Origin of the sequence: Billgrantia pellis (assembly GCF_008297955.1) — a bacterium.
In the GTDB taxonomy this organism is placed as follows: domain Bacteria; phylum Pseudomonadota; class Gammaproteobacteria; order Pseudomonadales; family Halomonadaceae; genus Halomonas; species Halomonas pellis.
The window spans coordinates 15,172-41,652 of record NZ_VTPY01000004.1 but is presented as its reverse complement, the minus strand read 5'-3'; the positions used below and the strand labels follow the sequence as shown (position 1 = coordinate 41,652).

General features: G+C 65.8%; 32 protein-coding genes. 25 read left to right on the top strand and 7 right to left on the bottom strand.

The window, feature by feature from the left end; translation table 11 throughout:
* Positions 1-24: 24 nt before the first annotated feature.
* From F0A17_RS10375 to F0A17_RS10340, 8 genes are all read left to right on the top strand, one after another.
* Positions 25-2,352: a putative monovalent cation/H+ antiporter subunit A gene (locus F0A17_RS10375; RefSeq protein WP_149328291.1), complete on the top strand. Its 2,328-nt coding sequence runs from the start codon at positions 25-27 to the stop codon at positions 2,350-2,352.
* On the top strand, positions 2,345-2,776 hold the full coding sequence (locus F0A17_RS10370) for a Na+/H+ antiporter subunit B (RefSeq protein WP_149328290.1): 432 nt from the start codon (positions 2,345-2,347) through the stop codon (positions 2,774-2,776). The genes F0A17_RS10375 and F0A17_RS10370 overlap by 8 nt, the downstream gene beginning before the upstream one ends.
* Before the next feature lie 15 nt (positions 2,777-2,791).
* On the top strand, positions 2,792-3,139 hold the full coding sequence (locus F0A17_RS10365; protein WP_149328289.1) for a Na+/H+ antiporter subunit C: 348 nt from the start codon (positions 2,792-2,794) through the stop codon (positions 3,137-3,139).
* Positions 3,136-4,653, top strand: a complete 1,518-nt coding sequence (locus F0A17_RS10360) for a Na+/H+ antiporter subunit D (RefSeq protein WP_149328288.1) — start codon at positions 3,136-3,138, stop codon at positions 4,651-4,653. The genes F0A17_RS10365 and F0A17_RS10360 overlap by 4 nt, the downstream gene beginning before the upstream one ends.
* Positions 4,650-5,123, top strand: a complete 474-nt coding sequence (locus F0A17_RS10355) for a Na+/H+ antiporter subunit E (RefSeq protein WP_149328287.1) — start codon at positions 4,650-4,652, stop codon at positions 5,121-5,123. The genes F0A17_RS10360 and F0A17_RS10355 overlap by 4 nt, the downstream gene beginning before the upstream one ends.
* A gap of 15 nt (positions 5,124-5,138) precedes the next feature.
* Complete coding sequence (locus F0A17_RS10350) at positions 5,139-5,408, top strand: monovalent cation/H+ antiporter complex subunit F (RefSeq protein ID WP_149328286.1); 270 nt, start codon at positions 5,139-5,141, stop codon at positions 5,406-5,408.
* Positions 5,401-5,808, top strand: a complete 408-nt coding sequence (gene mnhG, locus F0A17_RS10345; RefSeq protein WP_149328285.1) for a monovalent cation/H(+) antiporter subunit G — start codon at positions 5,401-5,403, stop codon at positions 5,806-5,808. Before F0A17_RS10350 ends, mnhG begins: the two co-directional genes overlap by 8 nt.
* Before the next feature lie 117 nt (positions 5,809-5,925).
* On the top strand, positions 5,926-7,221 hold the full coding sequence (locus tag F0A17_RS10340; protein WP_149328284.1) for a lytic murein transglycosylase: 1,296 nt from the start codon (positions 5,926-5,928) through the stop codon (positions 7,219-7,221).
* Positions 7,222-7,272: 51 nt separating this feature from the next.
* Here F0A17_RS10340 and F0A17_RS10335 read toward each other — a convergent pair whose 3' ends face one another.
* Entirely contained in the window at positions 7,273-7,866 is a 594-nt protein-coding gene (locus tag F0A17_RS10335; protein WP_149328283.1) for a hypothetical protein, read from the bottom strand.
* Positions 7,867-7,989: 123 nt separating this feature from the next.
* Between F0A17_RS10335 and rloA3 the strand changes: the two genes are divergently transcribed.
* On the top strand, positions 7,990-8,601 hold the full coding sequence (gene rloA3, locus F0A17_RS10330) for a retropepsin-like aspartic peptidase RloA3 (RefSeq protein WP_149328282.1): 612 nt from the start codon (positions 7,990-7,992) through the stop codon (positions 8,599-8,601).
* Between the two features lie 24 nt (positions 8,602-8,625).
* Here the strand turns inward: rloA3 and F0A17_RS10325 are convergent, their stop codons facing one another.
* On the bottom strand, positions 8,626-9,339 hold the full coding sequence (locus tag F0A17_RS10325) for a 16S rRNA (uracil(1498)-N(3))-methyltransferase (protein WP_149328281.1): 714 nt from the start codon (positions 9,337-9,339) through the stop codon (positions 8,626-8,628).
* A gap of 92 nt (positions 9,340-9,431) precedes the next feature.
* Between F0A17_RS10325 and phaR the strand changes: the two genes are divergently transcribed.
* The 7 genes from phaR (at position 9,432) to F0A17_RS10290 (ending at position 14,482) form a co-directional block, all read left to right on the top strand.
* On the top strand, positions 9,432-9,929 hold the full coding sequence (gene phaR / locus F0A17_RS10320; RefSeq protein ID WP_149328280.1) for a polyhydroxyalkanoate synthesis repressor PhaR: 498 nt from the start codon (positions 9,432-9,434) through the stop codon (positions 9,927-9,929).
* A 92-nt stretch (positions 9,930-10,021) separates the two neighbouring features.
* The gene (purD, locus tag F0A17_RS10315; protein WP_149328279.1) at positions 10,022-11,317 is read left to right on the top strand and encodes a phosphoribosylamine--glycine ligase; all 1,296 of its coding nucleotides are present in this window, start codon (positions 10,022-10,024) and stop codon (positions 11,315-11,317) included.
* Positions 11,318-11,358: 41 nt separating this feature from the next.
* Entirely contained in the window at positions 11,359-11,799 is a 441-nt protein-coding gene (locus F0A17_RS10310) for an acyl-CoA thioesterase (RefSeq protein ID WP_149328278.1), read from the top strand.
* Positions 11,799-12,671 (top strand): phosphoribulokinase, encoded by an 873-nt coding sequence (locus F0A17_RS10305; protein WP_149328277.1) that lies wholly within the window; start codon positions 11,799-11,801, stop codon positions 12,669-12,671. The genes F0A17_RS10310 and F0A17_RS10305 overlap by 1 nt, the downstream gene beginning before the upstream one ends.
* Positions 12,672-12,708: 37 nt before the next feature.
* Entirely contained in the window at positions 12,709-13,050 is a 342-nt protein-coding gene (locus F0A17_RS10300) for a histidine triad nucleotide-binding protein (RefSeq protein ID WP_149328276.1), read from the top strand.
* A 170-nt stretch (positions 13,051-13,220) separates the two neighbouring features.
* Positions 13,221-13,865: a 2-polyprenyl-3-methyl-6-methoxy-1,4-benzoquinone monooxygenase gene (coq7, locus tag F0A17_RS10295; RefSeq protein ID WP_149328275.1), complete on the top strand. Its 645-nt coding sequence runs from the start codon at positions 13,221-13,223 to the stop codon at positions 13,863-13,865.
* Between the two features lie 14 nt (positions 13,866-13,879).
* A complete protein-coding gene (locus F0A17_RS10290) occupies positions 13,880-14,482 on the top strand; it encodes a DNA-3-methyladenine glycosylase family protein (protein ID WP_149328274.1) in 603 nt (200 codons plus the stop codon).
* A 73-nt stretch (positions 14,483-14,555) separates the two neighbouring features.
* Here F0A17_RS10290 and F0A17_RS10285 read toward each other — a convergent pair whose 3' ends face one another.
* From F0A17_RS10285 to F0A17_RS10275, 3 genes are all read right to left on the bottom strand, one after another.
* On the bottom strand, positions 14,556-14,975 hold the full coding sequence (locus F0A17_RS10285) for an OsmC family protein (RefSeq protein ID WP_149328273.1): 420 nt from the start codon (positions 14,973-14,975) through the stop codon (positions 14,556-14,558).
* A gap of 201 nt (positions 14,976-15,176) precedes the next feature.
* Positions 15,177-15,848, bottom strand: coding sequence for an N-acetylmuramate alpha-1-phosphate uridylyltransferase MurU (gene murU, locus F0A17_RS10280; protein ID WP_149328272.1), 672 nt, complete (start codon positions 15,846-15,848; stop codon positions 15,177-15,179).
* Positions 15,845-16,888 (bottom strand): aminoglycoside phosphotransferase family protein, encoded by a 1,044-nt coding sequence (locus F0A17_RS10275; protein WP_149328271.1) that lies wholly within the window; start codon positions 16,886-16,888, stop codon positions 15,845-15,847. Before F0A17_RS10275 ends, murU begins: the two co-directional genes overlap by 4 nt.
* Before the next feature lie 137 nt (positions 16,889-17,025).
* Here F0A17_RS10275 and F0A17_RS10270 point away from each other — a divergent pair, with 137 nt between their 5' ends.
* The 8 genes from F0A17_RS10270 to F0A17_RS10235 all read left to right on the top strand — a co-directional run bounded on the left by F0A17_RS10270 (position 17,026) and on the right by F0A17_RS10235 (position 24,878).
* The gene (locus tag F0A17_RS10270) at positions 17,026-19,452 is read left to right on the top strand and encodes an LPS-assembly protein LptD (protein ID WP_149328270.1); all 2,427 of its coding nucleotides are present in this window, start codon (positions 17,026-17,028) and stop codon (positions 19,450-19,452) included.
* Positions 19,453-19,527: 75 nt separating this feature from the next.
* Positions 19,528-20,193 carry a SurA N-terminal domain-containing protein gene (locus F0A17_RS10265; RefSeq protein WP_149328269.1) on the top strand — a complete coding sequence of 222 codons (666 nt, stop codon included), beginning with the start codon at positions 19,528-19,530 and terminating at the stop codon, positions 20,191-20,193.
* 5 nt (positions 20,194-20,198) lie between these two features.
* Positions 20,199-21,248 carry a 4-hydroxythreonine-4-phosphate dehydrogenase PdxA gene (pdxA, locus tag F0A17_RS10260; RefSeq protein ID WP_149328781.1) on the top strand — a complete coding sequence of 350 codons (1,050 nt, stop codon included), beginning with the start codon at positions 20,199-20,201 and terminating at the stop codon, positions 21,246-21,248.
* 26 nt (positions 21,249-21,274) lie between these two features.
* On the top strand, positions 21,275-22,087 hold the full coding sequence (rsmA, locus tag F0A17_RS10255) for a 16S rRNA (adenine(1518)-N(6)/adenine(1519)-N(6))-dimethyltransferase RsmA (protein WP_149328268.1): 813 nt from the start codon (positions 21,275-21,277) through the stop codon (positions 22,085-22,087).
* Positions 22,084-22,485: a Co2+/Mg2+ efflux protein ApaG gene (apaG, locus tag F0A17_RS10250; protein ID WP_149328267.1), complete on the top strand. Its 402-nt coding sequence runs from the start codon at positions 22,084-22,086 to the stop codon at positions 22,483-22,485. Before rsmA ends, apaG begins: the two co-directional genes overlap by 4 nt.
* Before the next feature lie 65 nt (positions 22,486-22,550).
* Positions 22,551-23,378 (top strand): symmetrical bis(5'-nucleosyl)-tetraphosphatase, encoded by an 828-nt coding sequence (locus tag F0A17_RS10245; RefSeq protein WP_149328266.1) that lies wholly within the window; start codon positions 22,551-22,553, stop codon positions 23,376-23,378.
* A 25-nt stretch (positions 23,379-23,403) separates the two neighbouring features.
* The gene (gene glpE / locus F0A17_RS10240) at positions 23,404-23,742 is read left to right on the top strand and encodes a thiosulfate sulfurtransferase GlpE (RefSeq protein WP_149328265.1); all 339 of its coding nucleotides are present in this window, start codon (positions 23,404-23,406) and stop codon (positions 23,740-23,742) included.
* Entirely contained in the window at positions 23,739-24,878 is a 1,140-nt protein-coding gene (locus tag F0A17_RS10235) for a polynucleotide adenylyltransferase (RefSeq protein WP_149328264.1), read from the top strand. Before glpE ends, F0A17_RS10235 begins: the two co-directional genes overlap by 4 nt.
* Before the next feature lie 7 nt (positions 24,879-24,885).
* On the opposite strand, the gene folK is transcribed toward F0A17_RS10235, so the two are convergent.
* Both folK and folB read right to left on the bottom strand, forming a co-directional pair.
* Positions 24,886-25,389, bottom strand: a complete 504-nt coding sequence (gene folK / locus F0A17_RS10230; protein WP_149328263.1) for a 2-amino-4-hydroxy-6-hydroxymethyldihydropteridine diphosphokinase — start codon at positions 25,387-25,389, stop codon at positions 24,886-24,888.
* Entirely contained in the window at positions 25,389-25,754 is a 366-nt protein-coding gene (folB, locus tag F0A17_RS10225; protein WP_149328262.1) for a dihydroneopterin aldolase, read from the bottom strand. The genes folK and folB overlap by 1 nt, the downstream gene beginning before the upstream one ends.
* A 112-nt stretch (positions 25,755-25,866) precedes the next feature.
* Between folB and plsY the strand changes: the two genes are divergently transcribed.
* Positions 25,867-26,475 (top strand): glycerol-3-phosphate 1-O-acyltransferase PlsY, encoded by a 609-nt coding sequence (plsY, locus tag F0A17_RS10220; protein ID WP_422670703.1) that lies wholly within the window; start codon positions 25,867-25,869, stop codon positions 26,473-26,475.
* Positions 26,476-26,481 lie beyond the last annotated feature (6 nt).

Genomic DNA, 26,481 nt, shown 5'->3' with positions numbered 1-26,481 from the left:
CGACGATAACTGGGAGGGCGCCGTATGCAGCTGGCCGTGCTGGGAGGCTTCGTGGTGGCGGGGATGGCGCCGCTGCTGCATCGCTGGTTCGGTGATCGCACGCCGTTGATGTTGGCACTGCTACCGGCCTCGATGACGATCTGGCTACTCGGGCAGTGGCCGGCCATTGCGTCGGGTGAGACGCTGCTGCTCGAATGGGCCTGGGTGCCGGGGCTCGACATCACCCTGAATTTCCTGATCGATGGCCTGGCCTGGCTGTTTGCCATGCTGATCACGGTGATCGGTAGCCTGGTGCTGGTCTATACCGGCGACTACCTGCGCGGCCATCGCGACCTGCCGCGCTTCCTGGTCGTGATCATCGCCTTCATGATGTCGATGCTTGGCCTGGTGCTGGCCGATAACCTGGTCACTCTGTTCGTGTTCTGGGAGTTGACCAGTATCACCTCGTTTCTCCTGATCGGCTTCAACCACGCTGATCTCTCGGCGCGCAAGGCCGCGCAACAGGGGCTCTACGTTACCGTTGGAGGCGGGCTGGCGCTGCTTGCCGGCTTCGTCATGCTGGCCGTGGCGGGAGATAGTTGGTCATTGAGCGAGCTGACGACCCGGGGCGATACGCTGCGCGACCATGCTTTGTACCCGCCGCTACTGTTCTGCCTGCTGATCGGGGCCTTTACCAAGTCGGCCCAGTTCCCGTTCCACTTCTGGCTTCCCAACGCCATGGCCGCGCCGACACCGGTTTCCGCCTACCTGCATTCGGCGACCATGGTCAAGGCGGGCATCTATCTGCTGGCCCGGCTGCATCCGGCTCTGGGCGGTACCGAAGCCTGGGTGACCTGCCTGTCGCTGGTGGGGGCCGTCACCATGGCCAGCGGTGCCTTCCTGGCGATCCAGCACACCAATATCAAGAAGCTGTTGGCCTATTCGACGGTCATGGCGCTGGGGACCCTGACCCTGCTGCTGGGGATCGGCACCCCCGGCGCGCTCGTCGCGTTCGTGACTTTCCTGCTGGCCCACTCCCTCTACAAGGGGGCACTGTTCATGGTGGCCGGTATCCTCGATCACGAGACCGGCACCAAGGACGTCACCCACATGGGCGGGTTGCGCCACGTGATGCCACGCACCGCTGCGGTGGCCACCGTTGCCGCGCTATCGCTGGCCGGGTTGCCGCCCCTGCTGGGCTTCGTCGGCAAGGAACTGATGCTGGAGACGGTGCTGGCCGCCGAGCGATACCGGCTGCTGATCGTGGCGTTAGCGTTCGTGGCGGCCTTCCTGACCCTGGCCGTGGCGGCCATCGTCGCTTTGAAGCCGTTCTTCGGCCCTCCCCGACGAACGCCACGTTCGCCGCACGAGGCCCCGGCAGGCATGCTCCTGGGGCCGGCCCTGCTGGCGGGGTTGTCGCTGCTGCTCGGCCTGGCACCGGGTCGGCTCGATACACTGGTGGCGGCAACCGTGGGCGGGCTTGGCGTCGTTGACCATGAGGTGCATCTGGCACTCTGGCACGGTATCAATCTTCCGCTCCTGCTATCGCTGGCGAGCTTGGCGCTGGGGCTGGTGGTGTGGTACCGCTGGGATCGCCTGCGGGCGTATCTGGCCCGTCTCGCGCCGCTCATGGCGCGTGGCCCCGAAGCCGGCTACGAGGCGTTGATGGCGGGAATGGTCGCCGGTGCCGAATGGCAGACCCGCATGCTTCAGAACGGCCACATGCGCAACTATCTGATCGTGACGCTGCTGACGCTGCTGGGGTTGGTCGGCCATGCGTTGTTCTTCCGCCACGCGCCGAATCTCGACGCTTCCCTCGATCTCTATCTGCATGAGGCCGTGGTCGCCGGATTGATGGTCGCCGGGGCGATAGCCGCCTGCGTGATGCGCTCGCGCCTGGCGGCCGTCGCGGCGGTGGGCATCATGGGCTTCTCCATCGCCCTGACCTTCGTCCTATTCAGCGCCCCTGACCTGGCGATCACCCAGCTGCTGGTGGAGACCCTGACGGTCATCCTGCTGGTGCTGGTGCTGTTTCGCCTGCCGCGTTTCGCCACCCTGTCCACGCCCACCGAGCGCGTGCGCGATCTGATCGTGGCCGGGTTGTGCGGGATGCTGGTCACGCTGCTGATGCTCTCGGTGCTGACCGGCGAGCGGCTGCCGCGTATCTCCGACTACCTGATCGCCAACAGTCAGCCGCAGGGCCATGGGCACAATATCGTCAACGTTATCCTGGTGGATTTTCGTGCCCTGGATACCTTGGGCGAAATGTTCGTCCTGGCGTTGGCGGCCATCGGTGTGCTGGCCATGCTGCGCTTCCATGCCGAGGCAAGCGGCACCGGGCGCATCCCGCAGCGGGAGAGCGACGATGGTTAGATCCGGTACGCTGATTCTCAGCGTGGCGGCGCGCTTGCTGCTGCCGCTGCAACTGTTGTTCTCGCTGTTCCTGCTGCTGCGCGGCCACGACGAGCCAGGGGGCGGCTTCATCGCCGGGTTGGTGGCAGCAGGTGCCTTCGCGCTCTATCTCTTCGCCTACGGCGGTCGGGCGATGCATGCCATGCTCAAGGTTTCGCCGCGGGACCTGATCGGCGTCGGCCTGACGCTCGGCGTCATCTCGACCTTGCCGGCATGGTGGCAGGGCGAGCCGTTCTTCACCGCCCAGTGGTGGACGATTCCGGTGATCGGCTTCAAGGCTTCAACGCCGCTGTTGTTCGATATCGGCGTCTATCTCGTGGTGCTGGGCTCCGTGCTGACCGCCATCACCGCCCTGGTGGACACCGACAGGGAAGATGATGCCTAACGACGAGGAGACTCCATGGAACCCCTGCTAGCGATTGCCATTGGTATCCTGTTCGCCGCAGCCATCTATATGATGCTGCGCCGCTCCATCGTCAAGCTGGTGATCGGGTTGATGCTGCTTTCCAACGCGGCCAATCTGCTGATCTTCGTTTCTGCGGGGCTGACCCGCGGCGGGCCGCCGCTGGTGCCGCAGGGCATGGCCGCGCCGGAGGGCGTCGTGGCCGATCCGCTGCCCCAGGCACTGGTGCTGACCGCCATCGTCATCGCCTTCGGCGTACTGTCGTTCGCCGTGGTGCTGGTACGCCGCGCCTGGGAGATCGTGCGTGCCGACGACCTCGACCGGATGAGGGATACCGACACGTGAACCCGCAGATCGCACTGCCCATCCTGATCCCGCTGCTGGCGGGGGCCGTATCGCTGATGTTCTGGCGCTCACGCCTGATGCAACGGCTGATCGCAGTGGCCGGCACCGGGCTGCTGCTGCTGGCCAGCGTCTGGTTGCTGGTCTCGGTCGTTCGCGAGGGGATCCTGGTGCTGCAAGTGGGCGACTGGCCGGCTCCCTTCGGCATCAGCCTGGTGGCCGATCTGCTCGGCGCCATCATGGTGGTGCTCACCGGCATCATCGGTTTCGCGGTGGCGCTCTATTCGCTGGCCACCACCGGCCGCGGCCACGAAGCCTACGGTTACTTTCCGCTGATGCATTTGCTGCTGGCCGGAGTCGCCGGTGCCTTTCTCACCGGCGACATCTTCAACCTCTACGTCTGGTTCGAGGTGATGCTGGTCGCTTCCTTCGCGTTGCTGATACTCGGCAGCGAGAAGGCGCAGATGGAGGGGGCGATCAAGTACGTCACCCTCAACCTGCTGTCATCGGTGATCTTCCTGGTGGCCGTGGGGCTGCTCTACGGCATGGTCGGCACGCTCAACATGGCCGATATCGCTCGGCGGATGGCGAGCCTGGAGGATAGCGGCATGGCCGACGTCCTGGCGATGATGTTCATGGTCGCGTTCGGCATCAAGGCCGCGGCCTTCCCGCTGTTCTTCTGGCTGCCAGCCTCCTATCACACGCCGCCGGTGGCGGTATCGGCGCTGTTCGCCGGGTTGTTGACCAAGGTCGGCGTCTACGCCCTGTTCCGAGTGTTCACGCTGATCTTCCACCACAGCCCGGGGTACACCCATGAGATCCTGCTGTGGGGAGCGGGTCTCACCATGCTCTCGGGGGTGCTGGGAGCGGCGGCGCAATACGAGTTCCGTCGCATCCTGTCGTTTCATATCGTCAGCCAGATCGGCTACATGATCCTGGGATTGGCGCTGTTCACGCCGCTGGCCATCATCGGCGGCGTTTTCTATATCATGCACCACATCCTGGTGAAGACGAATCTCTTCCTGGTCAGCGGCATCGTTCATCGCCTGCAGGGCAGCTACCAGCTGAAGCGCCTGGGTGGGCTCTATCGCAGCCATCCATGGCTGGCCGTGCTGTTCCTGATACCGGCGCTGTCGCTGGCCGGCATGCCGCCGCTGTCGGGCTTCTTCGCCAAGTTCATCGTGATCCGGGCCGGTCTCGAGGCAGAGGCCTACGGAATCACCGCCATTGCGCTACTGGTGGGGCTGCTCACGCTCTACTCGATGATCAAGATCTGGTCCGAAGTGTTCTGGAAAACAGCGCCCGACCGAGACGAGGTCGACGCCAATCCGGCGGTCGACCAGCGTGAGATATGGCTGATGTCGCTGCCGGCGGTGGGCCTGGCGCTGTGCACGTTGTTCATCGGGCTCAACGCCGCACCTCTCTATGCCCTGGCCGAGGCTTCGGCGGACGAGTTGCTCGCGCCTGAGCGCTATATCGAGGCGGTGCTCGGTCCGCTCGGGGAGACTTCGCCATGATCGGGGCCGCCTGGAACCTGCTGCTGGGTGTCGCCTGGGTCGTACTGACCGGCGACTTCAGCGGTCGTAACCTGCTTGCCGGCCTGGCCTTCGGCTACCTGGTGCTGGCGTTGATCCAGCCCCAGGTACCGGCGCTTGCCGGCTACGCCCAGCGCCTGCCGCGGCTGATCCTCTTCGTGGGCTTCTTCTTCAAGGAGCTGCTGTTGGCCAATCTCAAGGTCGCCTTCGATGTCGTCACGCCGCCTTGGTACATGAAGCCCGGCGTGATCGCCATGCCGCTCAAGGCGCGCAGCGAATTCGAGATCGCTCTCGTGGCCAACCTCATCTCGCTGACGCCGGGTACCCTGAGCCTGGACGTTTCCGACGACCGAAGAGTGCTCTACATCCATGCCATGTTCCTCGACGACGAGGCCGAGCTGCGCCGCAATCTGGCGGAGCTGGAGCGCCGTGCGCTGGAACTGTTCCACTAGGAGAGGAGGCGATTCGTGTCGACCGTGATCATGCTGAGCCTGATACTCATGACGCTGGCGCTGTGCCTCGCCTTCGTGCGCCTCTTCATAGGACCCAGCCTGCCGGACCGAGTGGTGGCGCTGGAACTCTTCTCCTCGATGATCGTCGGCATCATCGGGGTGGTGGCCATCGCCACCGACGTGCCCAGCCTGCTGGATGTGGCCATCGTCATGGCGCTGATGGCCTTCATGGCGGCCATTGGTTTTGCGCGTTTCCTGGAACGCGGAGGGCCGCGCGATGATTGAGACGCTCAAGGCCGGCCTGATCCTGGTCGGCGCCCTCTTCATGTTTCTGGCCGCTCTCGGCCTGATGCGCCTGCCTGACTTGCTGACGCGCATGCATGCCACCACCAAGGCGGCTACGCTCGGGGCCTCGCTGATCATGCTGGCGGTGGCTCTGCATTTCGGCGAGGTGGCGGTGGTGGCGCGGGCGCTCGGGGTGATTCTGTTTATCATGTTGACAGCGCCGGTGGCCGCCCATGTCATCGGCCGGGCCGGTTACTTCGTCGGTTCCAAACTGTGGCACGGCACGGTGAAGGACGAACTGCGCCCCCACTACGACCCCCTGACCCACGAACTCAGAAGCGGCATGGAGCCCGACGACGACGCTCGGAAGCGGCCCCTCCGGGATGGGGGAAGCGATTAGCGCCGACGTCGAGAAGGGCGATAGCGATTGCCGGCGGCGATGCGCTGGTCTAGCCTCCGTTTCTGACTTCCAATCGCTGCTGTTCAACGGTGGCTTCGATGCAAGGAATGCTAGCCAATGTTACGTCCACTCTTGCCTGTCGTTTCCCTGACCCTGCTGCTGGCCGGGTGCCAGCATGGCCCGCTGACCAGCGCCGTGGCCGACGAGCGCGAGCAGGAGGTCGCCGAGTCAGCGGAGGTCTCGCCTCGGACCGTTGACGATACGGCCCGCAATGAAGCCGACCGGAGCGCACCGGACGATTTTCCGGATTGGTTGCAGGACTTCCGGCGCCAGGCACATGCCGAGGGGATCAGCGAGGCGACGCTGGCGCGTGCGCTGGACGACGTGCGCTATCGGCCACGCGTCATCGAGCTCGACCGCTCGCAGCCCGAGTTCGTGCGTCCCATCTGGCAGTACCTGGATAGCGCCGTGTCGTCGGCCCGGGTCAGCGAAGGGCGTGCCAAGCTCGCCGAACATCGCGAGACGGCCCGGCGTATGGAGCAGCGCTATGGCGTGCCGGCCGAAGTGGTCGTGGCGATCTGGGGTCTCGAGAGCAACTATGGCGGCAACTTCGGCGATTTTTCCACCCTCGAGGCGCTGGCCACCCTGGCTTTCGAGGGGCGGCGACGCGATTTCGCCCGTGGCGAGCTGATGGCGGCGCTGCGTATCCTCGACGCCGGCGACATCGCCCCGGAGCGCATGATCGGCTCCTGGGCGGGTGCCATGGGCCATACCCAGTTCATGCCTTCGAGCTTCGAGTCCTATGCCATCGACGGTGACGGCGATGGGCGACGCGACATCTGGGGCAGCATTCCCGATGTCATGGCGTCGACGGCCAACTACCTGGCGCGTGCCGGCTGGCAGAGCGGACAGCCCTGGGGCATGGAAGTCCGTTTGCCGCAAGGCTTCGACTATTCCCAGACCGAACTGACGACCCGCCGTAGTAGCCAGGAGTGGGCGGAGCAGGGCGTGCGCGGCATACGCGACGATACGCTGCCGTCGTTCGGGCAGGCCTCGGTGATCGCGCCCGCCGGTGCTCGTGGGCCGGCCTTCCTGGTGGGGGCCAACTACCGCGCCATCCTGCGTTACAACAACGCGACGAGCTACGCCCTGGCCGTGGCATCGCTGTCCGACAGGATCGCCGGTGATCCGGGTATACAAGGCGAATGGCCGCGCGATGCGCAGCCGCTCTCGCGCAGCCAAGTGCGCGACCTGCAGCGAGCGCTCAACGAGCGCGGTTTCGATGTCGGTGAGCCGGACGGCGTGATGGGGCCGAATACTCGCCGCGGCCTGCGCGAGTACCAGCGCAGCATTGGCGAGACGCCGGACGGTTTCGCCACCGTGAGCCTGCTGGAACGACTGCAGCGACGTTGAGGTGCCGGCCGGGCTTATACGTGGAGCCCGGCATGCCACCTGCCGTGGAGATCAGTTCTCGCTATCGCGGGTCCATTCGTCGAGCGTCTCGCTGATGCGACGTCCGGCCCGCTCGGCCCCCTCCTGGGTACGCTCCCAGGCGCTCTCGGCGCCTTCGCCGATACGCTCCAGGCCCTCGCGCGTCTGATGCCAGGCGCTCTCGGCACCCTCGCCGGCACTGTCCCAGGCCTCGCGGGCGCGCTGACGAGCGGTGTTCATCCACTCCTGGTCATAACGCGGCATGGCCTCGAGCGCCTCGGCGTCGGTCCCGACGATAATGTCGTGCTGGGTCTCGCCTTCCTCCTCGAAGTTGACCAGCCGATAGTGCTGATTGGTAATGACCAGCGTATCGCCGTTCTGGCCCACCGAGTCGTGGGTGTCGACCACGATCGCGTGGACCTTTCGGTCATCGCCGAGGAGAATGTCGGCGACCTCGCTGGGCTGTCCCTCGGGGGCGGATTCGAAATGCACCTCGGCATCGAGGATGTCGCGTGCGGAATATAGCCCCTGCGCCTCGAACTGTGCCTGCACGCCAATGGCCAGGCCGGCCACCAGCAGGCCGGTGGAAGCGACGAGTGCGGTCCTTGTCAGACGTGACGGTATCATCGTTTTGCCCTCCTTATCCTTGGTGACACGGACAGTGTAGACGACGTAACGTGCGTGTCAGTGACGGAACCGACCGCCATGGATCGGGTCCATCAAGCGTCAATCATGCAAAGGGAGGAAGGCATGCCCCAGAAGGGATATGGGTTCGGCCGCGCACGGCGAGGCCGTCAGTGGAACCTGCTCGGCCTGGTCGGCGGGCTATGGCTTGCGGCCGGCCTGGCACCGGGAGTGGTAGCGGACGAGACGCCGGTGTTCGGCTGGGTCGAGAAGAGCACGATCGAGCCCTGGGGCGTCGAGGTGAAGGCCAAGCTGGACAGTGGCGCGCTGACCTCCTCGCTCGATGCCCGCGACATCGAGACCTTCGACAAGGAGGGCGAGGAGTGGGTGCGCTTTCGTCTCGAGCTGACCGACGAGCGTAGCGGCGAAGCGTTCGAGAAGCAGCTGGAGCTGCCGTTGTTCCGCGACATTCGCGTGCGTGGCGCCGGTGGCCGCGACGAGCGACCGGTAGTGCTGATGGAGGTCTGCATGGGCGATACCCTCTATGAGGAACAGTTCAGCCTGCGCGACCGCGGCGAGATGCACTACCCGCTGCTGCTGGGGCGGCGCACCATCGGTCACTTGGGATTGCTTGACGTGACTCGGACGTTTCTCCATTCGCCCGATTGCGACGAAGATGCCGAAGTCATGCGCTATGACGACGATGAGGAGGGCGATATCGAGGACGATGAGGAATGACGCGGATCGCCTGGTTGCAGAGTGTCAGAACAGGCGAGCAAGCAGGGCGGTGACCGCCGTTTCCACGCGCAGGATGCGCGGCCCCAAATGGATGCCCTCGCAGCCGGCCGCGAGCAGCCGTTCCACTTCGTAGGGAATGAAGCCGCCTTCGGGGCCCACCAGCAGTACGGTGGGCTCATTCAGTCCTCGCGGACACGACTGCGCCATGCCGGGATGGGCGAGCAGGCCGCGGCGGCCATCGAGCAGGGCCGGCAGGCATTCCTCGACGAAGGGGCGAAATCCCTTGGCCAGGCTCACGTCGGGCAGCATCGTGTCCCGCGCCTGTTCGAGACCCAGCACGAGATGCTCGTGAATCTTCTTCGCGGCGAGCTCCGGTGATTGCCAATAGCTCTTCTCCACGCGTTGCGTATGCAAAAGCGTGACCTGCTTCACACCGAGCGCGGTGAGATGCTCCAGGCTTCTCGCCAGCATGCGCGGCCGCGGCAGAGCCAACACCAAGTGCACCGGTAGCGGTGGCGGGGGGGGCGTGTCGAATGCGCCCAAGGCGAAGCGGGCCTCGTCATCGGTCAGCCGCACGAGCTCGCCGTAACCGATTCCTCCCCCCGTCACGCCGAGCGTCAGGCGATCGCCGACCTGCGCCCGGTGAACCTCCCTGAGGTGACGCAGACGGCGCGGGTCGCGCACGCATGCCAGGCGCTCGCGCTGGATCTCCGCGGGGGTAAGCAGGATCAGGTTCATCGGCTCTCGTCTCGGTTCGATTTGCATGGGCGGTAACGCGGTGCACAATAGCAGCTATGGGCAAACCTGCCCCTATGACAAGGAGTGCCGTCGTGCGCGTGATTCGCAAGTATGCCAACCGCAGGCTCTATGATACCGAACAGAGCCGCTATGTGACGCTCGAGGATCTGCGGCGCCTCATCCTCGACGAGGAACCTTTCCGGGTCGAGGACGCCAAGACCGGCGAGGACCTCACCCGCACCATCCTGCTGTCGATCATCATCGAGCAGGAGCAGGCCGACGGCGAGGCCGAGGTGTTTTCCAACGATCTGCTGGCCCAGTTCATCCGGGTCTACGACATGGCTCAGCCGTTGCCGCTGGCGCGCTACCTCGAGCAGGGCACCCAACTGATGCTGGAACAGCAGAAGCGCATGCAGGACCAGTGGCAGCAGGCCATGCGGCATTCACCCATGGAGTTGATGCGGGAGATGGCCGAAGAGAACATGCGCTTCTGGCAGCAGGCCATTGGCCGGGGGCAGCCCGGCAGGAAGGCTTCGAAGGAAGAGGAAAGCAAGGAGGAGGAAGAAAAGGGCAGCGGCGAATCCTCCTGAGCGGCGAACGCCGAGGCTTTCTGCCATAATGCCGCGACGTTTTCCCCGCCGAACCCCACGGCGATATCAGCGAGAGACAGGTAGAGCAGCGGATGAAGGTTCTGATCATCGGCGGCGGTGGCCGCGAACACGCCCTGGCCTGGAAAATTGGCCAGTCGCCCCGCGTGGAGCGGGTCTTCGTGGCACCCGGCAATGCCGGCACGGCGCATGAGCCGGGCCTGACCAATGTCGCCATCGAGGTGTCAGACCTGGAGGGCCTGGTGGCGTTTGCTCGTGACGAAGGCGTCGAGCTGACCGTGGTGGGCCCCGAGGCACCGCTGGTCGAGGGCGTGGTCGATCGTTTCCGCGAGGCGGGACTGGCGATCTTCGGGCCGACCCGGGGCGCCGCCCAGCTCGAAGGATCGAAGTCCTTCACCAAGGACTTTCTGGCGCGTCATGCCATCCCTACCGCCGAGTACCGCACCTTCACCGAGGTCGAGCCGGCACTGGCGTATCTCGCCGAGCAGGGGGCGCCGATCGTGATCAAGGCCGACGGCCTGGCGGCGGGCAAGGGCGTGATCGTGGCCATGACCCTGGCCGAGGCCGAGGCGGCGGTGCGCGACATGCTCGAGGCCAATGCCTTCGGCGATGCCGGTGCCCGCGTGGTCATCGAGGAGTTCCTTGAGGGCGAGGAGGCGAGCTTCATCGTGATGGTCGACGGCACCACGGTGCTGCCCATGGCCACCAGTCAGGACCATAAGCGTGCCCTGGATGGCGATGCCGGGCCCAATACCGGCGGCATGGGCGCCTACTCGCCGGCGCCGGTGGTCACCGACAGCGTGCACGAGCGTATCCTGGAGCGCGTCATCATGCCCACGGTGTACGGCATGGCGGCGGAGGGCCACGCCTATACCGGTTTTCTTTACGCCGGGTTGATGATCGACGCCGAGGGCAACCCCAAGGTCATCGAGTATAACTGCCGTTTCGGCGATCCCGAGACCCAGCCGATCATGCTGCGCCTGCAATCGGATCTGGCAGGGCTGTGTCTGGCCGGAGCGCGCGGTGAACTGGCCGGGCAAACCTGCGAGTGGGACCCGCACGCCGCGGTGGGCGTGGTGATGGCCGCAGGTGGCTATCCCGGTAGCTACCGCAAAGGCGACGCGATCGAAGGTCTCGAGGCCGCCGCCGCGGCTGGCTGCAAGGTATTCCATGCCGGAACCGCCGAAGACGACCAAGGGCGTATCGTGACCGGCGGCGGCCGTGTGCTGTGTGTCACGGCACTGGGACAGGACGTGGCGCAGGCCCGCGACCGGGCCTACGCAGGCGTGGCGGCGATCCGCTGGGAAGGGGCACAGTACCGGTGTGACATCGCCCACCGTGCCATTGCCCGCAAGTGCCAGGTCGGCTGAAACTCACCGACACGACCTATAACAAGATTCAGGGAGCGAGCATGGAGCGCATCAAGCTGGACTTTCCGCAGAGCGACGTCGTCCATCGTCACCCCCTGTCGGTGCGCATTGCCGACATGAACTATGGCCGTCATCTGGGGCATGACGCTCTGGTGTCGCTGCTCCACGAGGCGCGTATTCAGGCCTTTGCCGATCTCGGGCTCGTCGAATGGGACCTGGGCGGCTATCCCAGCGTCGTGGTCGACCTGGCCGTGCAGTATCAGTCCGAGGCCCGCTGGCCGGATGCGCTGGTGGTGGAGACGGCGATACCGGCGCCGGCCGGCAAATCAATCACCGTCTTTCATCGCGTGTGCCACGCCGAGGGGGGCCGGCCGGTGGCCACCGCGCGCCTCAACCTGCTGCTGCTCGACCCCGCGCGAGGGCGCCCCGTCGCGGTGCCGCAGAGCGTCAGCGACACCCTGGCCCGGGCAGGGGCTGCCTGATGTCGCGCGAATACCCCATCATCGCCGTGACCGGCTCCTCCGGGGCCGGGACGACCACGGTGAAGCGTACTTTCGAGCGCATGTTCGCGCGCGAGGACGTGCACGCCGCCTTCGTCGACGGCGACGCCTTCCATCGTTATACCCGGGAAGAGTTGGCGCGGATCTTTCGCGAGGAGCCCGAGCGCAAGAATCAACTCTCCCATTTCGCCGTGGAGGCCAACCTGCTCGATCGTCTCGAGGCGTTGTTCCTCGAGTACGGCGAGCACGGCACCGGCACTTTCCGCCACTATATTCATGCCGAAGACAAGCAGATGATCGAGGCAGGCTACCAGGTGGGCACCTTCACCGAGTGGCAGCCGCTGCCCTGCGGCACCGACCTGCTTTTCTACGAAGGGCTGCATGGCGGGCTGGTCACGGCGGAGCACGACATCGCGCGGCACGTCGATCTGCTGGTGGGCGTGGCGCCCACCATGAACCTGGAGTGGATCCAGAAGATCGATCGCGATATCAAGATGCGCGGCTACTCGCAGGAAGCCGTGATCGACACCATCCTCGGTCGCATGGATGACTACGTGCGCTACATCCAGCCGCAGTTCTCGCGCACGCATATCAACTTCCAGCGCGTACCCACCGTGGACACGTCCAATCCCTTCGAGGTGCAGGACATCCCCAACGACGCCGAGTCGTTCGTGGTGATCCGCTTTCGCGACCCTTCGACGGTGGACTTCCCCTGGCTGCTCGCGATGATCCAGGATTCGTTCATGAGTCGCCCACATACGCTGGTGGTGCCAGGCGCGCGCATGTCCTTGGCGATCGAGCTGATCCTGGCGCCGCTGGTGCGCCATCTGCTGGCCCAGCGCCGCTTCCGCTGACCGCGCCATTCGCCACCCTTGACAGGAGCACGAGCCGATGGACTGCCTGTTCTGCAAGATCGTGAATCGCGAAATTCCGGCCGATATCGTCTACGAGGACGAACGCGTGCTGGCGTTCAACGATATCAATCCGCAGGCCCCGACCCATATCCTGATCGTACCCAAGGCCCATATCGCCACCCTCAACGACATTGAGGAGCGTGACCTGGCGCTGGTCGGGAGACTGCCGTACGTCGCGGCTCGATTGGCGGAGGAGCGCGGCTTTGCCGAGGATGGCTACCGCGTGGTGATGAACTGCAATGACCAGGGAGGCCAGACGGTCTATCATATCCATATGCACCTGATGGGCGGTCGCCGCTTTACTTGGCCGGCTGGCTAGCTGGCGCCTTACGGTGAAACACCGCGCGCGTCGAGGCGTGCGACGCCATCAGGTGCACCTCGTTCCGCCGACGACACCTTCGAGGTGGCGTCGATGCGATGTGCCATGGTCATCGAGCGGACGGCGCGCCGACGAGGTCGCCACACCGTCCGCATCGCTAAGAGGATGAGATGAGCCGTCATTACTCCCGTGCCGATAATCTGATTCACCAGTTCGACACCGTGCTGCGTACCCTCCTGCCGCATGCCGCGCGTGCGTCGCGGCCTTCACCGGCGACACCGGACGTCCACGACGACGACATGAGCGCCGAGGAGCGGCGGCATGCCGCGGGGCTGATGCGGGTCAACCATACCGGCGAGGTTTGCGCCCAGGCCCTCTACCAAGGCCAGGGCTTCACTGCCAAGCTGCCTGAAGTGCGCACCCAGATGGAGCATTCCGCTCAGGAGGAGATCGATCATCTGGCGTGGTGCGACGACCGGCTGCATGAGCTGGACAGCCATACCAGCGTACTCAACCCGCTTTTCTATGCCGCTTCCTTCGGGTTGGGCGCGGTGGCGGGTGCCATTGGCGACCGCATCAGCCTCGGCTTCGTTGCGGCCACCGAGGAGCAGGTCGGGCGCCACCTCGATGAGCATATGGTCAAGTTGCCGGCGGGGGATCATCGGTCGCGCGCCGTATTGCGCCAGATGGCCATCGACGAGGCTCACCATGCGCAACTGGCGCTGGAGGCGGGTGGGGCGCGTTTCCCGGCGCCGGTCAAGTTCGGCATGAGCCTGATGTCCAGGGTAATGACCAAGAGCGTCTATCATCTCTGAGCCGAGCCCAGGCCATGTCCGACATCCATGAACGCTTCGTCGAGGTCGCTCGAGAGCTGAGTCCTCTGCTCGCCGATGCCATCGAGCGGGGCGGGCCGATAACGCTCATGGTCGACAACCGCCAGCCCTTGGCCGAACGTCTGTGTCGTTCGGTGGCGGGACAGCAACTCTCGGTGAAGGCGGCGCGCTCGATTTGGGGGCGCGTGCTCGCTGCAGCGGGCGATGCCCCGCTGATGGAGTTCCTTGCCGCATCCAACCAGGACGTCCTGCGTGGCTGTGGCCTGTCAGGCGCCAAGGTCAGGGCGCTGTGCCTGATCGCCGAGGAGGCGCGGGCCGGTCGCCTCGAGGCCGACATCCTGCGTGAACTCGATCATGCCGAGCGATCGAGGCGCCTGACCGCGCTGTGGGGCGTGGGGCAGTGGACGGCCGATATGGTATCGATCTTCTATTTCGGCGAGCCGGATGTCTGGCCGGAAGGGGACGTGGCCGCACGCAAGACGCTGGCGCGACTCACCAGCCCACGGCGCAAGACCCAGCGTACAGCCGCACGCTTCGCTCCGTACCGCTCGCACCTGGCGCTGTATCTCTGGCGACACGTGGACGCGCCGCCCGTCTAGCTGGCACGGCACGAACGCAAGGGCCCGCTTTGGCGGGCCCCTTGCGTTCATGAGGCGAGGTGGTTTCGCCGAATCAATCGTCGACGATGCTGTAGGAGTGGGTGACTTCGACGCCGCCCTTGGCCAGCATGATCGAGGCGCTGCAGTACTTCTCGGCGGAAAGCTCCACGGCGCGCTTGACTTGGTTCTCCTTGAGCTTGTGGCCGCTGACAGTGAAGTGAACGTGGATCTTGGTGAATACGCTCGGCACCGTGTCGGCGCGTTCCGCCTCGATGCTCGCCACGCAGTCGGTGACGCCGGCGCGCGACTTCTCGAGAATCTCCAGCACGTCGAAGGACGTGCAGGCGCCCAGGCCCATCAGCAACATTTCCATGGGGCGCGGCCCGGTGTTGCGGCCGCCATGATCGGGCGGACCGTCAATCACGACGCTATGGCCGCTGCCGGACTCGGCGACGAACTGGCGACCATCGGTCCACTTGACGCTGGCTTTCACGAGCTGAACTCCTTCCTATTGGTTAGATGCGCTGATCCGCGACGGCCCCGTGGCCGCTGCCCACTCTCTACAACCCCAGGCGACGAACTGGCAATTATCGGTCCACTTGACGCTGGCTTTCACGAGCTGAACTCCTTCCTATTGGTTAGATGCGCTGATCCACGGCAATTTCGGGCAGCTTACCACTGTGTTGCCTCGGGCTCAGCCCCGGCGCCGGCACAGCTCGCGGTCGAGTTCGGCCAAGCGCTCAGGCGTGCCCACGTCGACCCAGCGACCGCAATGATGGGTGCCGCCGACGCGTCCGGCGTGCATCGCCTCGCGCAGCAGCGGGGCCAGGGGGAACTCACCCGGCGCTTGGTCGGCGACCAGGGCCGGGTCAAGCAGGCCGAGCCCGGCGTAGGTCAACCGTGGCTCACCCTGAGCGTGTACCCGCCCGGTGGCGCCGAGGTGGAAATCCCCCATGGGGTGGTGCGCGGGGTTGTCGACCAGTACCAGGTGGGCCAGGTCGTCGCCCAGCGGGGGCAGGTTGGCAGGATCGAAATCGCTCCAGACGTCCCCATTCACCAGCAGGAAGGGGGCGTCACCCAGCAGCAGCAGCGCCTGGCGGATGCCACCGCCGGTCTCCAGCGGGGTGCTCTCGCGGCTCCAGGCGATCGACACACCATAGGCGCTGCCGTCGCCCAGCGCCTCGACGATCTGCTCGGCGCGATAGCTGACGTTGACGATCACATCCCGGATCCCCGCCGACGCCAGCCGCTCCAGATGGTGCACAATCAGCGGCTTGCCCGCCACGGGCAGCAGCGGTTTGGGGCAGCGGTCGGTCAACGGTCGCATGCGTTTTCCGAGGCCGGCGGCAAGGATCATCGCCTTCATCGGGGCCCTCCTTGGGCCAGGGAAGCCAGGCGATGCGCCAGAGCGGGGCGGAACTCTCCGAGGAGCCAGCGATAGAAGCGCTGATGCTCGGGCAGGTCGACGAGGCTCGCTTCCAGGTGGGCGAGAAAGTGAGGCAATCGTTCGAGATAGCCCGAGCGGCCGTCACGCAGGGTCAGGCGGCAGAAGATACCGAGTACCTTGAGCGAGCGCTGGGCGGCCATGGCCTGCACCTGCCGGTGGAAACCCTCGGCAGTCATGGTGCCCGGCAGGCGACCGTCTGTGATCGCCCGCTGACGGAAGGCTTCGGTCCAGGAGGCGAAGCGTTCTGCGGAAAAGTGACAGTAGCGACCGCGCAGCAACGAGATCAGGTCGTAACTGATGGGGCCGGCCACGGCGTCCTGGAAATCGATCAGGTAGAGGCGCTCGTCGCGCACCATCAGGTTCATGGCATCGAAATCGCGGTGCACCGTCACCACCGGTTGGGCCAGGGCCGAGTCGATCAGCGCTTCGCGAAGTTCGCCCCAGCCGGGCGGTGGCGTGGCCATGCCCAGCCACCTGTCCTGGCACCAATCGATGAACAGATCCAGCTCGCGGCCGAGCAGGGCGGCATCGTAGTTCGGCAGCGCGCCGGGACCGGCGCGATCCTGCAGTTGGTGAATCAGCTCGAAAGCGCGTTCGTGCCAGGTCAGGGTCTCCGGATGGGTTTCGCCGGCAAAACGGGTCTGCAGCGGGGTATCGCCCAGGTCATCGAGTTCGAGAAAACCGGCCTCCAGGTCCACCGCGTACAGCGCCGGCACCGGCAGGCCCCCGGCCCGCCAGCGGCGCGCGATGTCGACGAAGGGGCGGCTGTCTTCCTGGACGGGTGGCGCATCCATGAGCATGCGCGTGTCACCACCGGGCAGGGTCAGGCGAAAGTAGCGGCGAAAGCTGGCGTCGCCCGCGGCCAGACGCAGGTCGAGCGCCTCGGCGGGTAACCGGTGCCGCTCGGCTGCCCAGTGGCGTAGGGCGTCGAAGCGCGTCGATGTGTCGGCCTGGGTCATGCTGGCTCCTTGCTGTGTCGGACGGTGCCGGTTGACGCCCGTGGGGCACCGCCGCATGCTGACCGCTCCGGCACATACGACAGGCTGGGTGCGGTCTGTATAATACCGATTCTCTTCGCCAAGGACATCGAGGGACCATGGGCAAGCGACATGCGGGAACGGCGTTGGCCGGCTTGATCTCTTCCGGCCTGACGATCGGTGCGCCGCTGGCGATGGCACTTGAGCCATTGCCGGCCTGGCAACTGGACTGGCACCCTTGGGGAAGCGATCGACCCGACGAGGCGCTGTGCCGCGGTGTCTACGTGATGCCCGCCTATCGTTTGCCCGCGACCGAAGACCCAGGGAGGGTCAGCGCCGAAGCTGACAGCGCCTATTACGGTGAGGATGGCGAGACCATTCTCAATGGCGAGGTGATCCTGCGTCGCGGCGACAGCCAGCTCGAATCCCCCAAGGTGCGCATGCCTTCCGGGCGTGAGCATGCCGAGGCCGAGGGGCCGCTGGCGCTGCGCGATCTCAATCTGCTGGTGCGTGGGGAGGCCGCCGAGGTTTCGTTGAACAGCGACGCGGCCCGTGTCGATTCGGCCCACTACGTGATCCATGACCAGCACCTGCGCGGCGATGCGGTGCAACTGTCGCGGCTGGAAGATGGGCGCTATCGGCTGATCTCGTCGAACTTCACTACCTGCGATCCCGGCGATTCCCTGTGGCGACTGGCGACGCGCGACCTGATTCTCGACCGCGAGAGCGGCTTCGGTACCGCGCGTCACGCGCGCCTGGAAGTGGGACGGGTCCCGGTATTCTACTGGCCCTGGGTGCGCTTTCCCATCGACGACCGACGTCATACGGGCTTCCTGTGGCCCGCGCTGGGACTCTCCAGCGACAGTCTCGATTACGCCCAGCCGTTCTACTGGAACATCGCGCCCAATCACGACGCCACCATCACGCCGCGTTGGATTACCGAGCATGGTTTGCTGCTGGGGGGCGAATACCGTTACCTGTTCCCCACCGATGCCGGTCAGATCGAGGGGGCCTACCTGTCGAACGACGACGGCGGCGCCAGCGATGATGAAACCCGGCGCTTCGAAGGCGAGGATCGCTGGTACGTCGACTACATGCATAGCGGTTCGTTCGACGCCCGCACCCGCTACAACCTGCGCTACGGCGCGGCCAGCGACGGTCGCTACTTCGACGACTTCGGCAGCGCCTTCGGCGAGGGGCCCAGCAACATGCCACGGCTGGCCCTGCTCAACTACCGCGGTGATACATGGAACCTGCAGGCGCGCGCCCAGGGCTACCAGCGGCTCGAACACCCGCTGCGTGACCGTGACAAACCGTTCTATCGACTGCCCAGCCTTAGCGCCGCCGCGCGCTGGTCCCAACCCGGTGGGCTCTACCAGCAGTGGCGCTCCGACGTCACCTACTTCTGGCGCGACGTCGATCGCACCCGCGTGCCGCTGCGGGAATCCGCCACCGGAACGAGACTGCACCTGTCGCCGGCGACAGGCTGGCGCTTCGATGAATCCTGGGGGCACCTGGAGCCGAGGGTGGAGTGGCTCTACACCGCCTACGACCTCGACTACGGCGAACGGGAAACCGAACGCAGTACCTCGCTGCAGCGTGCAGTGCCGGTCGCCTCGATCGACGGTGGCCTGATATTCGAGCGCGAGCTCGAGCTCGGAGGGCGCGACTACCGTCAGACCCTGGAGCCGCGGCTCAACTATGCCTACGTGCCGGCCCGCGACCAGAGCGAGTTTCCCGATTTCGATAGCGACGAACGCGCCTTTTCCTGGAATCAGCTCTGGTCGCCATACCGTTTCACGGGCTCTGATCGCATCGGCGACCTCAACCGTATCTCCTACGCGGTGAGCAGTCGTTTCCTGGAAGACGGGAGCGGTCGTGACCGCTTCATGCTGGGCGTGGGACAAGCGTACTACTTCGACGACCGCAGCATCGACATGGCCGGCGATCCCGACACGCTGCCTTCACCGCGAGCCGACGACGGTGAGCGCCTCTATCAGGCGATACGCGACCGATCTCCGTGGGTGACGCGCCTGGACTGGCGAATCAACGACCGTTGGAGCACGCGCTACGAGTGGCTCTACGACGACCATCGGAGTCGCACGGAGCGCAGCAGCGTAGGCGTTGCCTATCGCGATCCCCGCGGCCATGTATTGAACCTTGCCTATCGCTGGCAACTCGAAGGATTCGATCCGTCCGGGGAAGACAAAGATCGCCTGGGGTACGATCGCGAGGAGTACGAGCTCTCCTTCGCCTACAAGGTCAATCCGAGGATCGATGTCATCGGACGCTATCTCCACGACCATACCAACCGTCGCAGCCTGGATCAGATGGCCGGTGTACAGTGGAACGACTGCTGCTATGGTCTGCAGCTGGTATGGCGTGAGTGGATCGAGGACAACGACACTGCGAATACCATCGAGGATGACACCACCGAGCGCGGTATCTTCCTGCGCTTCGTGTTCAAAGGACTGGGCGGCGTCGGCGGCAATGCCGCCGGATATTTCGAAACGGCCATACCCGGCTATCGCGCCACAGAGTTCTGAGCAGAGCCTTGGCAGGATTTCTGAGCCGACCCGGGTTGGCCCTTTGGCAGTCACATCATGAGAGGAAAGAACGACATGCGGATTCCGCGACTCGCGTCCCTGGGGGCCACCCTGGGGTTGGCCCTGTGCCTTGGCGTCTTGCCGTTCGCGGCCCAGGCCCAGGACTATCAGCCGGTACAGCGGCAATCCCTGGACCGCATCGTGGCCGTGGTCAACCAGCAGGCCATCATGCAGAGCCAACTCGAGGAACGCATGGCGCAGGCGCGCAGCCAACTGGCCGCGCGTGGCCAACAGTTGCCTCCCGAGGCGATGCTGCGGGAGCAGGTTCTGGAGCAGATCATCGTCGAGGAAATCCAACTGCAAATGGCGGCGGATGCCGGGCTTTCCGTCGACGATACCGCACTCAACCGCCAGATCCGTGAAATTGCCGAGAGCAACGGCATGACCCTCGATCAGTTCGCCGATGCGCTGGAGGCCGACGGACTGACCATGTCGACCGTGCGTGAGGAGATCCGTCGCGAGATGCTGCTGCGCGAACTGCATCAGCGTCGCATCGGAGGCCGCGTCAACGTCAGCGAGCGCGAGGTCGAGCGCTTTATGGAGCAGCAGGGCGGCAACGTGAGCCGCGAGCAAGCGCGCCAGATGGTCTTCCAGCGCAAGGCCAACGAGGCGCTGGAGGCCTGGCTCCAGGAAATCCGTGCCGAGGCGTTCGTCGACAATCGGCTCGCCGAAGGTCGCTGATGACGATGCCGCCTGATGCGCCCGTACTGGCTCTCACCACCGGCGAACCCGCCGGCATCGGGCCCGAACTGGTGTTGCAGTTGATGACGGAGGAGGAGCTGCCGGGGCGGATCGTGGCGATAGGCGATCCGCGGCTGCTGGCCGAGCGAGCGGCCACGCTCGGTCTCGAGGTCGCCCTGCGCGCGCTGGCTCCGGGCGAAGCGGTACCGCCGACGAGGCCTGGCGTGTTGCCGGTGTGGCCGGTGGCGCTGCGCCGACCCAGCCACCCCGGCAAGCTCGATGTGGCCAATGCCGGCTACGTGCTCGAAACGCTCGACATGGCGATCGACGCCTGCCATCGCGGGCAGGCCGACGGCATGGTCACCGCGCCGCTGCACAAGGGCGTGATTCTCGATGCCGGCCACGCCGGCTTTCGGGGCCATACCGAATACCTGCGCGATGCCTGCGGCATCGAGGAAGTGGTCATGATGCTGGCAACGGACAGTGCCCTGCACGCTCGCGTGCCAGATTGGCAGGGCAGCTCGGCGTTGCGCGTGGCGCTGGCCACCACGCATCTGCCATTGCGGGAGGTGGCCGACGCGATCACCGCCACGCGCCTTGAGCGCATTCTGCTTATCCTTCACGCCGGCCTCGCGCGCTGGTTCGGCATCGCGACGCCGCGCATCGCCGTGTGTGGACTCAATCCTCATGCCGGCGAAGGCGGTCACCTCGGCCGCGAGGAACTCGAGGTGATTTCGCCCTGCCTGGCACAGCTGCGTCGCGAGGGGCTGGCGCTTGACGGGCCGCTGCCGGCCGATACCCTGTTCACGCCTCGTCACCTGGCCGCTATCGATGCCGTGCTGGCGATGTATCATGATCAAGGGCTGGCTGTGCTGAAGTACGCCGGCTTCGGCCGGGCCGCCAACGTGACCTTGGGGTTGCCGTTCGTACGTACCTCGGTGGATCACGGTACGGCACTGGACCTGGCCGGCCATGGGGTCGCCGATATCGGCAGCCTGCGCATCGCCGTCGCGCTCGCCGCCGACATGGCCCGCCGTGGCGCGGCCGCTTCCTGACGATACGACCAAGACAAGGATTTACCATGGCTTCGCGCCCGCCGGTCCATCGCGCTCGCAAGCGCTTCGGCCAGAATTTCCTGCGTGACCCCGGCATCATCTCGCGCATCGTGCGCGCCATCGGGCCCCGCTCCGGCGACCGGCTGGTCGAGATCGGCCCCGGTCAGGGGGCCCTGACCGAGCCATTGCTCGAAGCGGCCGATGGCCATCTGGAAGTGATCGAGCTGGATCGCGACCTGATTCCGGGACTGCGCGTGCAGTTCTTCAACCATTCCGGCTTCATCATCCACGAAGGCGATGCGCTGAAGTTCGACTTCCGCGCCCTGCGTGGCGAGGGCCCTCCGCTGCGGGTGGTCGGCAACCTGCCGTACAATATCTCAACGCCATTGATCGGCCATCTGCTGGAAGCGGGCGACGCCATTGCCGACATGCATTTCATGCTGCAGAAGGAAGTGGTGGAGCGTCTGGCTGCCGAGCCGGGAGGCCCCGACTGGGGACGGCTCTCGGTCATGGCGCAGTATCGCTGTCGCGTGGATGCTCTGTTCACAGTGCCACCGGAGGCCTTTGTGCCCCGTCCCAAGGTCGACTCGGCCATCGTCAGGCTAAGGCCACACACGGTGCTACCGTGGCCGGCCGATGACGAGACGTTGTTGTTCCATGTCGTGCGCCAGGCATTCGCCCAGCGGCGCAAGACGCTGCGCAACAACCTCAAGGGGGTGGTCGATGCCGATGCGCTCGGGGCGCTGGGTATCGATCCGGGACGGCGTCCCCAGACGCTCGGCGTCGAGGAGTTCGTGCGCATCGCCAATCATCTGGCCGCAACGGAGGCGACGACATGACCCAGGCTTCTTCGGACATCCCGCTGGAGCGTCAGGTGCTCGTCGATGTGGAACCCGTCTTTCGCGTCGACGAGTCCTCTCTCGAAGAATCACGCTATGTCTTCAGCTATACCGTGACCATCCACAACCACTCGACGCGCAGCCTGCAATTGCTGGCTCGGCATTGGCGGATCACCCAAGGCAGTGGCAAGGTGCAGGAAGTGCGCGGAAAGGGCGTGGTGGGACAGCAGCCCATGATTGGTCCCGGCCAGACCTTTCGGTACACCAGTCGGGCCATCCTTGATGGACCGGTGGGCGTGATGGAGGGCGCCTATACCTGCGTCGACACGGCCAGCCAGCGTCCCTTCGAGGTCGCCATCGCCCCCTTCCGTCTGGCCAGCCCCAACCAGGTTCACTGACGCGCATCGATGCCGACAGGGAAGATGCCCGATTTTTTTTGCCATAGCGCCATAGGGAACGTGCCATGACTACCTACGCCATCGGGGATCTGCAGGGTTGCCACGCAGAATTCGTCGAACTGCTGGAGCGGATCGACTTCGACCCACGCCATGACCGGCTGTGGCTGGCGGGTGACCTGGTCAATCGTGGCCCGGCGTCGCTGGCTTGCCTGCGTGAGGTTCGGGCACTGGGCGAGGCGGCGATCACCGTGCTCGGCAACCACGACCTGCACCTGCTCGCGGTGGCTCGCGGCGGCGGTCGATTGAACCGCAAGGATACGCTGGCGGCGATTCTCGACGCCCCCGACCGGGACGCCTTGCTCGACTGGCTGCAGTCGCGGCCGCTGCTGGTACGTCAAGCCTTCGACGGACAGGGCGATACCGTGATGACCCATGCCGGGCTGCTGCCGCAGTGGACCCAGGACGAGGCGGCTGGGTTTGCCGCCGAGGTGGAAGCGCGACTCGGCGGCGAATGCAGCGGGTCTTTCCTTGAGCGCATGTACGGCAATGCTCCCGCCTGCTGGAAAGCTTCGCTCGAGGGTATCGAACGCCTGCGTGCCATCGTCAATGTGCTGACTCGGATGCGCTTCATCGATGCCGGGGGTTGCCTCGACTTCAGTGCCAAGGAAGGGCTCGATAGCGCGCCACCTGGATTCGCGCCCTGGTTTCGCTACCCGCGCGGCGACGACCTGCGCCTGGTATTCGGGCACTGGGCGGCGCTCGAAGGCCGTGCCGAAGGCGCCCAGGTTCGTGCCGAGGCGCTTGATACCGGCTGTGTCTGGGGCGGCACCCTCACGGCCCTGAACCTGTCCAGCGGCGAGCGCATTGACGTGCCCAGCCATCAACGCCGTTGACCTTTTCGCGACCCGGGAGGCCCGCATGACGACCCCCTCGTTTCAGCATCTGACGATCGAGACCCTCGAGCGCTGGCTCGAGAACGACACCTTGCTCACGCTGGTGGACATCCGCGATTCGATGAGTTTCCACGCCGGCCATATCCCCGGCAGTCGCCACTTGAGCAACGACAGCGTGCCGACGCTGTTCGAGACCGCCCCGCGCCAGCAGCCGCTGGTGGTGGTCTGCTACCATGGCCATTCCAGCCAGCAGGCCGCGGCCTGGCTGGCCGGCCAGGGCTTTGCCGAGGTCTACAGTCTCGACGGCGGTTTCACCGAATGGGAATACCGCTTGCCGGCCCGGGTGGAGCGCAGCGGTTCATGAGCCGTGAGCGCGATCGAAGCCTCGAGGGGCTCGAGGTTTATCGTGTGGGCGGCGCAGTGCGCGATGCCCGCTTGGGTTGGCCGGTCGCCGACACCGACTGGGTGGTGGTAGGTGCCACGCCGGCACAAATGCGCCAGCGCGGTTTTCGTTCGGTGGGCCGTGATTTCCCCGTGTTCCTGCACCCCGAAACGCACGAGGAGTACGCTCTGGCTCGCACCGAACGCAAGTCGGGTCACGGCTATACCGGCTTCGAGATCCACGCCAGCCCCGATGTGACGCTGGAAGAGGATCTGGCCCGGCGCGATCTGACCATCAACGCCATGGCTGAGACGCCAGGAGGGGCGCTGGTCGATCCCTACGGCGGCCTGGCCGACCTGCGTGCCGGCGTGCTGCGCCATGTCTCGTCGGCCTTCGTCGAAGATCCGCTGCGGGTGCTGCGCACCGCGCGTTTTCTGGCCCGCTACGCCGGCCTCGGCTTCGTCATTGCCGACGAAACCCGGGCATTGATGCGCAAGCTCGCCGACAGCGGCGAACTTGCCCATCTGGTGGCCGAGCGGGTCTGGACCGAGACCGAGAAGGCGCTGGGCGAACCGGCGCCTGCGGTCTACTTCCGCACGCTGGGCGACTGCGGGGCGCTGACGGTGCTGATGCCGGAGCTCGTCGACGATGTCGAATTCCTGGAGAGCGCCTTGGGGCGGATGGAGCGCCTGCCCGCCGAGCTAGAAGAGGAGGAGCGCCCCCGCTGGCGCTGGGCACGACTGGTGGAACATCTTGATGACGCGCAGCAGGAGTCGCTGGCCGAGCGGTTGCGATTGCCGCGCATCTATCGCGACTTGGGACGCCAGGCGGCCTTGACCCGACGACTGCGCGAACGGGGCGAGCTCGGTGCCGGGGCGGTACAGGCTTGGCTGGATGGGGTCGATGCCTGGCGTCGAAGCGAACGTGTTCGCCCCCTGGTCGCGCTGCTGGCGATCGACGCCCCGGCTATGGCCGAAGCGCTCGAGCGGGCCTGGCGGGCGGTGTCGCGACTCGAAGCGCGCGAGCTGCTGGCGGAAGGGTTTCGCGGCGGCGAGCTGGGCGCGGAGCTGGCCCGGCGGCGCCGGACCATCCTTGAGAGCGAGCTGGGGCCGGCCTAGCAGCCTGTCAGCGCCGCGATGCCCAATTAAGCGTTACCGGCCACAGGCGTTGATCGCCGGCATTGAATTCGGCCCAGAGTTCGGCATAGGAACGCCCCGCCACGGGATGATGGGTATCCGGCAGCAGTTCGGCCAGCGGCAGCAGCACGAAGGCATGGTGCAGTATCTCGCCGCGCGGCAATATGACGCCATCGTGCTCGCCTACCAGATCGTCCACCGTCAGCAGGTCGATATCGAGCGTGCGCGGACTGAACTTGGGGCTTCCGGGATGCCGCCCATTGACGCGCTCGACACGCTTGCACCAGGCTTGCAGGTCACCCACTGACCAGTCGCTCTCGAACGCCGCCACCAGATTGTAGAAGTTGCGCCCGTCCTCGAAGCCCACCGGCTCGCTTTCGTAGACCCGCGAAACGAGCAACTCGCCGAAGCTGGCCGTCAGCGCATCCAGGCAGGCGCGGACATGATGTTCGCGGTCGATGTTGCTGCCGATACTGACGCTGACTCGAGCCATCAGGGTGCCTCCGGAAGCGTGCCGCGCTCGATGCGTACGCCCACGGCTGCTGCCGCCGGCACGGCGCCGGGCTTGCGCAGCGTCAGCCGCAGCCAGGGAATGGGGAATTCGGCGAGCAGGGCCTGCGCCAACCGCTCGGCGAAGGTCTCCACCAGGGAGAAAGCGTGCTCGTCGGCGAAATGGGCAATGCGCTGGCTGATCGCGGCATAGTCGAGCGTCAGCGCCAGGTCGTCGTCGGCGGCGGCCGGGCGGATGTCGGTGGCGAGCTCCAAGTCGAGCGTAAGCCGCTGACGAATGGTGCGCTCCCAGTCATAGACGCCGATGACCGTCTCAACCTCGAGCGACTCTATCAGTACGCGGTCCATGCGCGGCTCCCGTATGGTGAAAGAGGCCCGATTGTACGTGAGCGCAGGTGGCGATGACAGATTCGAGCGCTGTCCCCTCGGCGCCGCGGCTGGCATCATCCGAGGATGACCGTTGAGGGAGCGATGTCAGGTGACGCATGAAGGGCTACTGCAGCTGTTGGCGTGTTTGCTGCTGGGCTATGCCAGCGGTTCCTGGCTGGGGGCGCTATGGGTCTGCCGTCTGGCGGGCGTGGACGATCCGCGCCTGGCGGGCTCGGGCAATCCGGGCTTCTCCAACGTGCTACGCCTGTACGGACGACGGCTGGCCGCGGCGACGCTGGCGCTCGACGCTGTCAAGGGGATGCCTGCGCTGGGGCTGGCCATGGCGTTCGGCTTGCCGCCCTGGGCTCAGGGCGTGATCGGCCTCGCCGTGCTGCTGGGCCACAGCTATCCCCCCTGGCATCGCTTTCGTGGCGGCAAGGCGGTGGCCAGTGCCTTCGGCGTCCTGTTGGTGCTGACTCCCGGGGTGGCGATGTGCTGTGCCGTCCTGTGGGCATTGCTGGCATGGCGGGTACGTACCGCTGCGGTGGCATCGCTGTCGAGCGCCGGGGTGGCGCCGCTGGCCAGCCTGTGGCTGGCGCCGGATTATGTGCTGGTAGTCACGACCTTCACCGCGCTGGTGCTGGTGCGGCATCTGCTCAATATTCGCCGGCTGGGGCGCGGCGATGAACCGGGACTCTAACCCGCT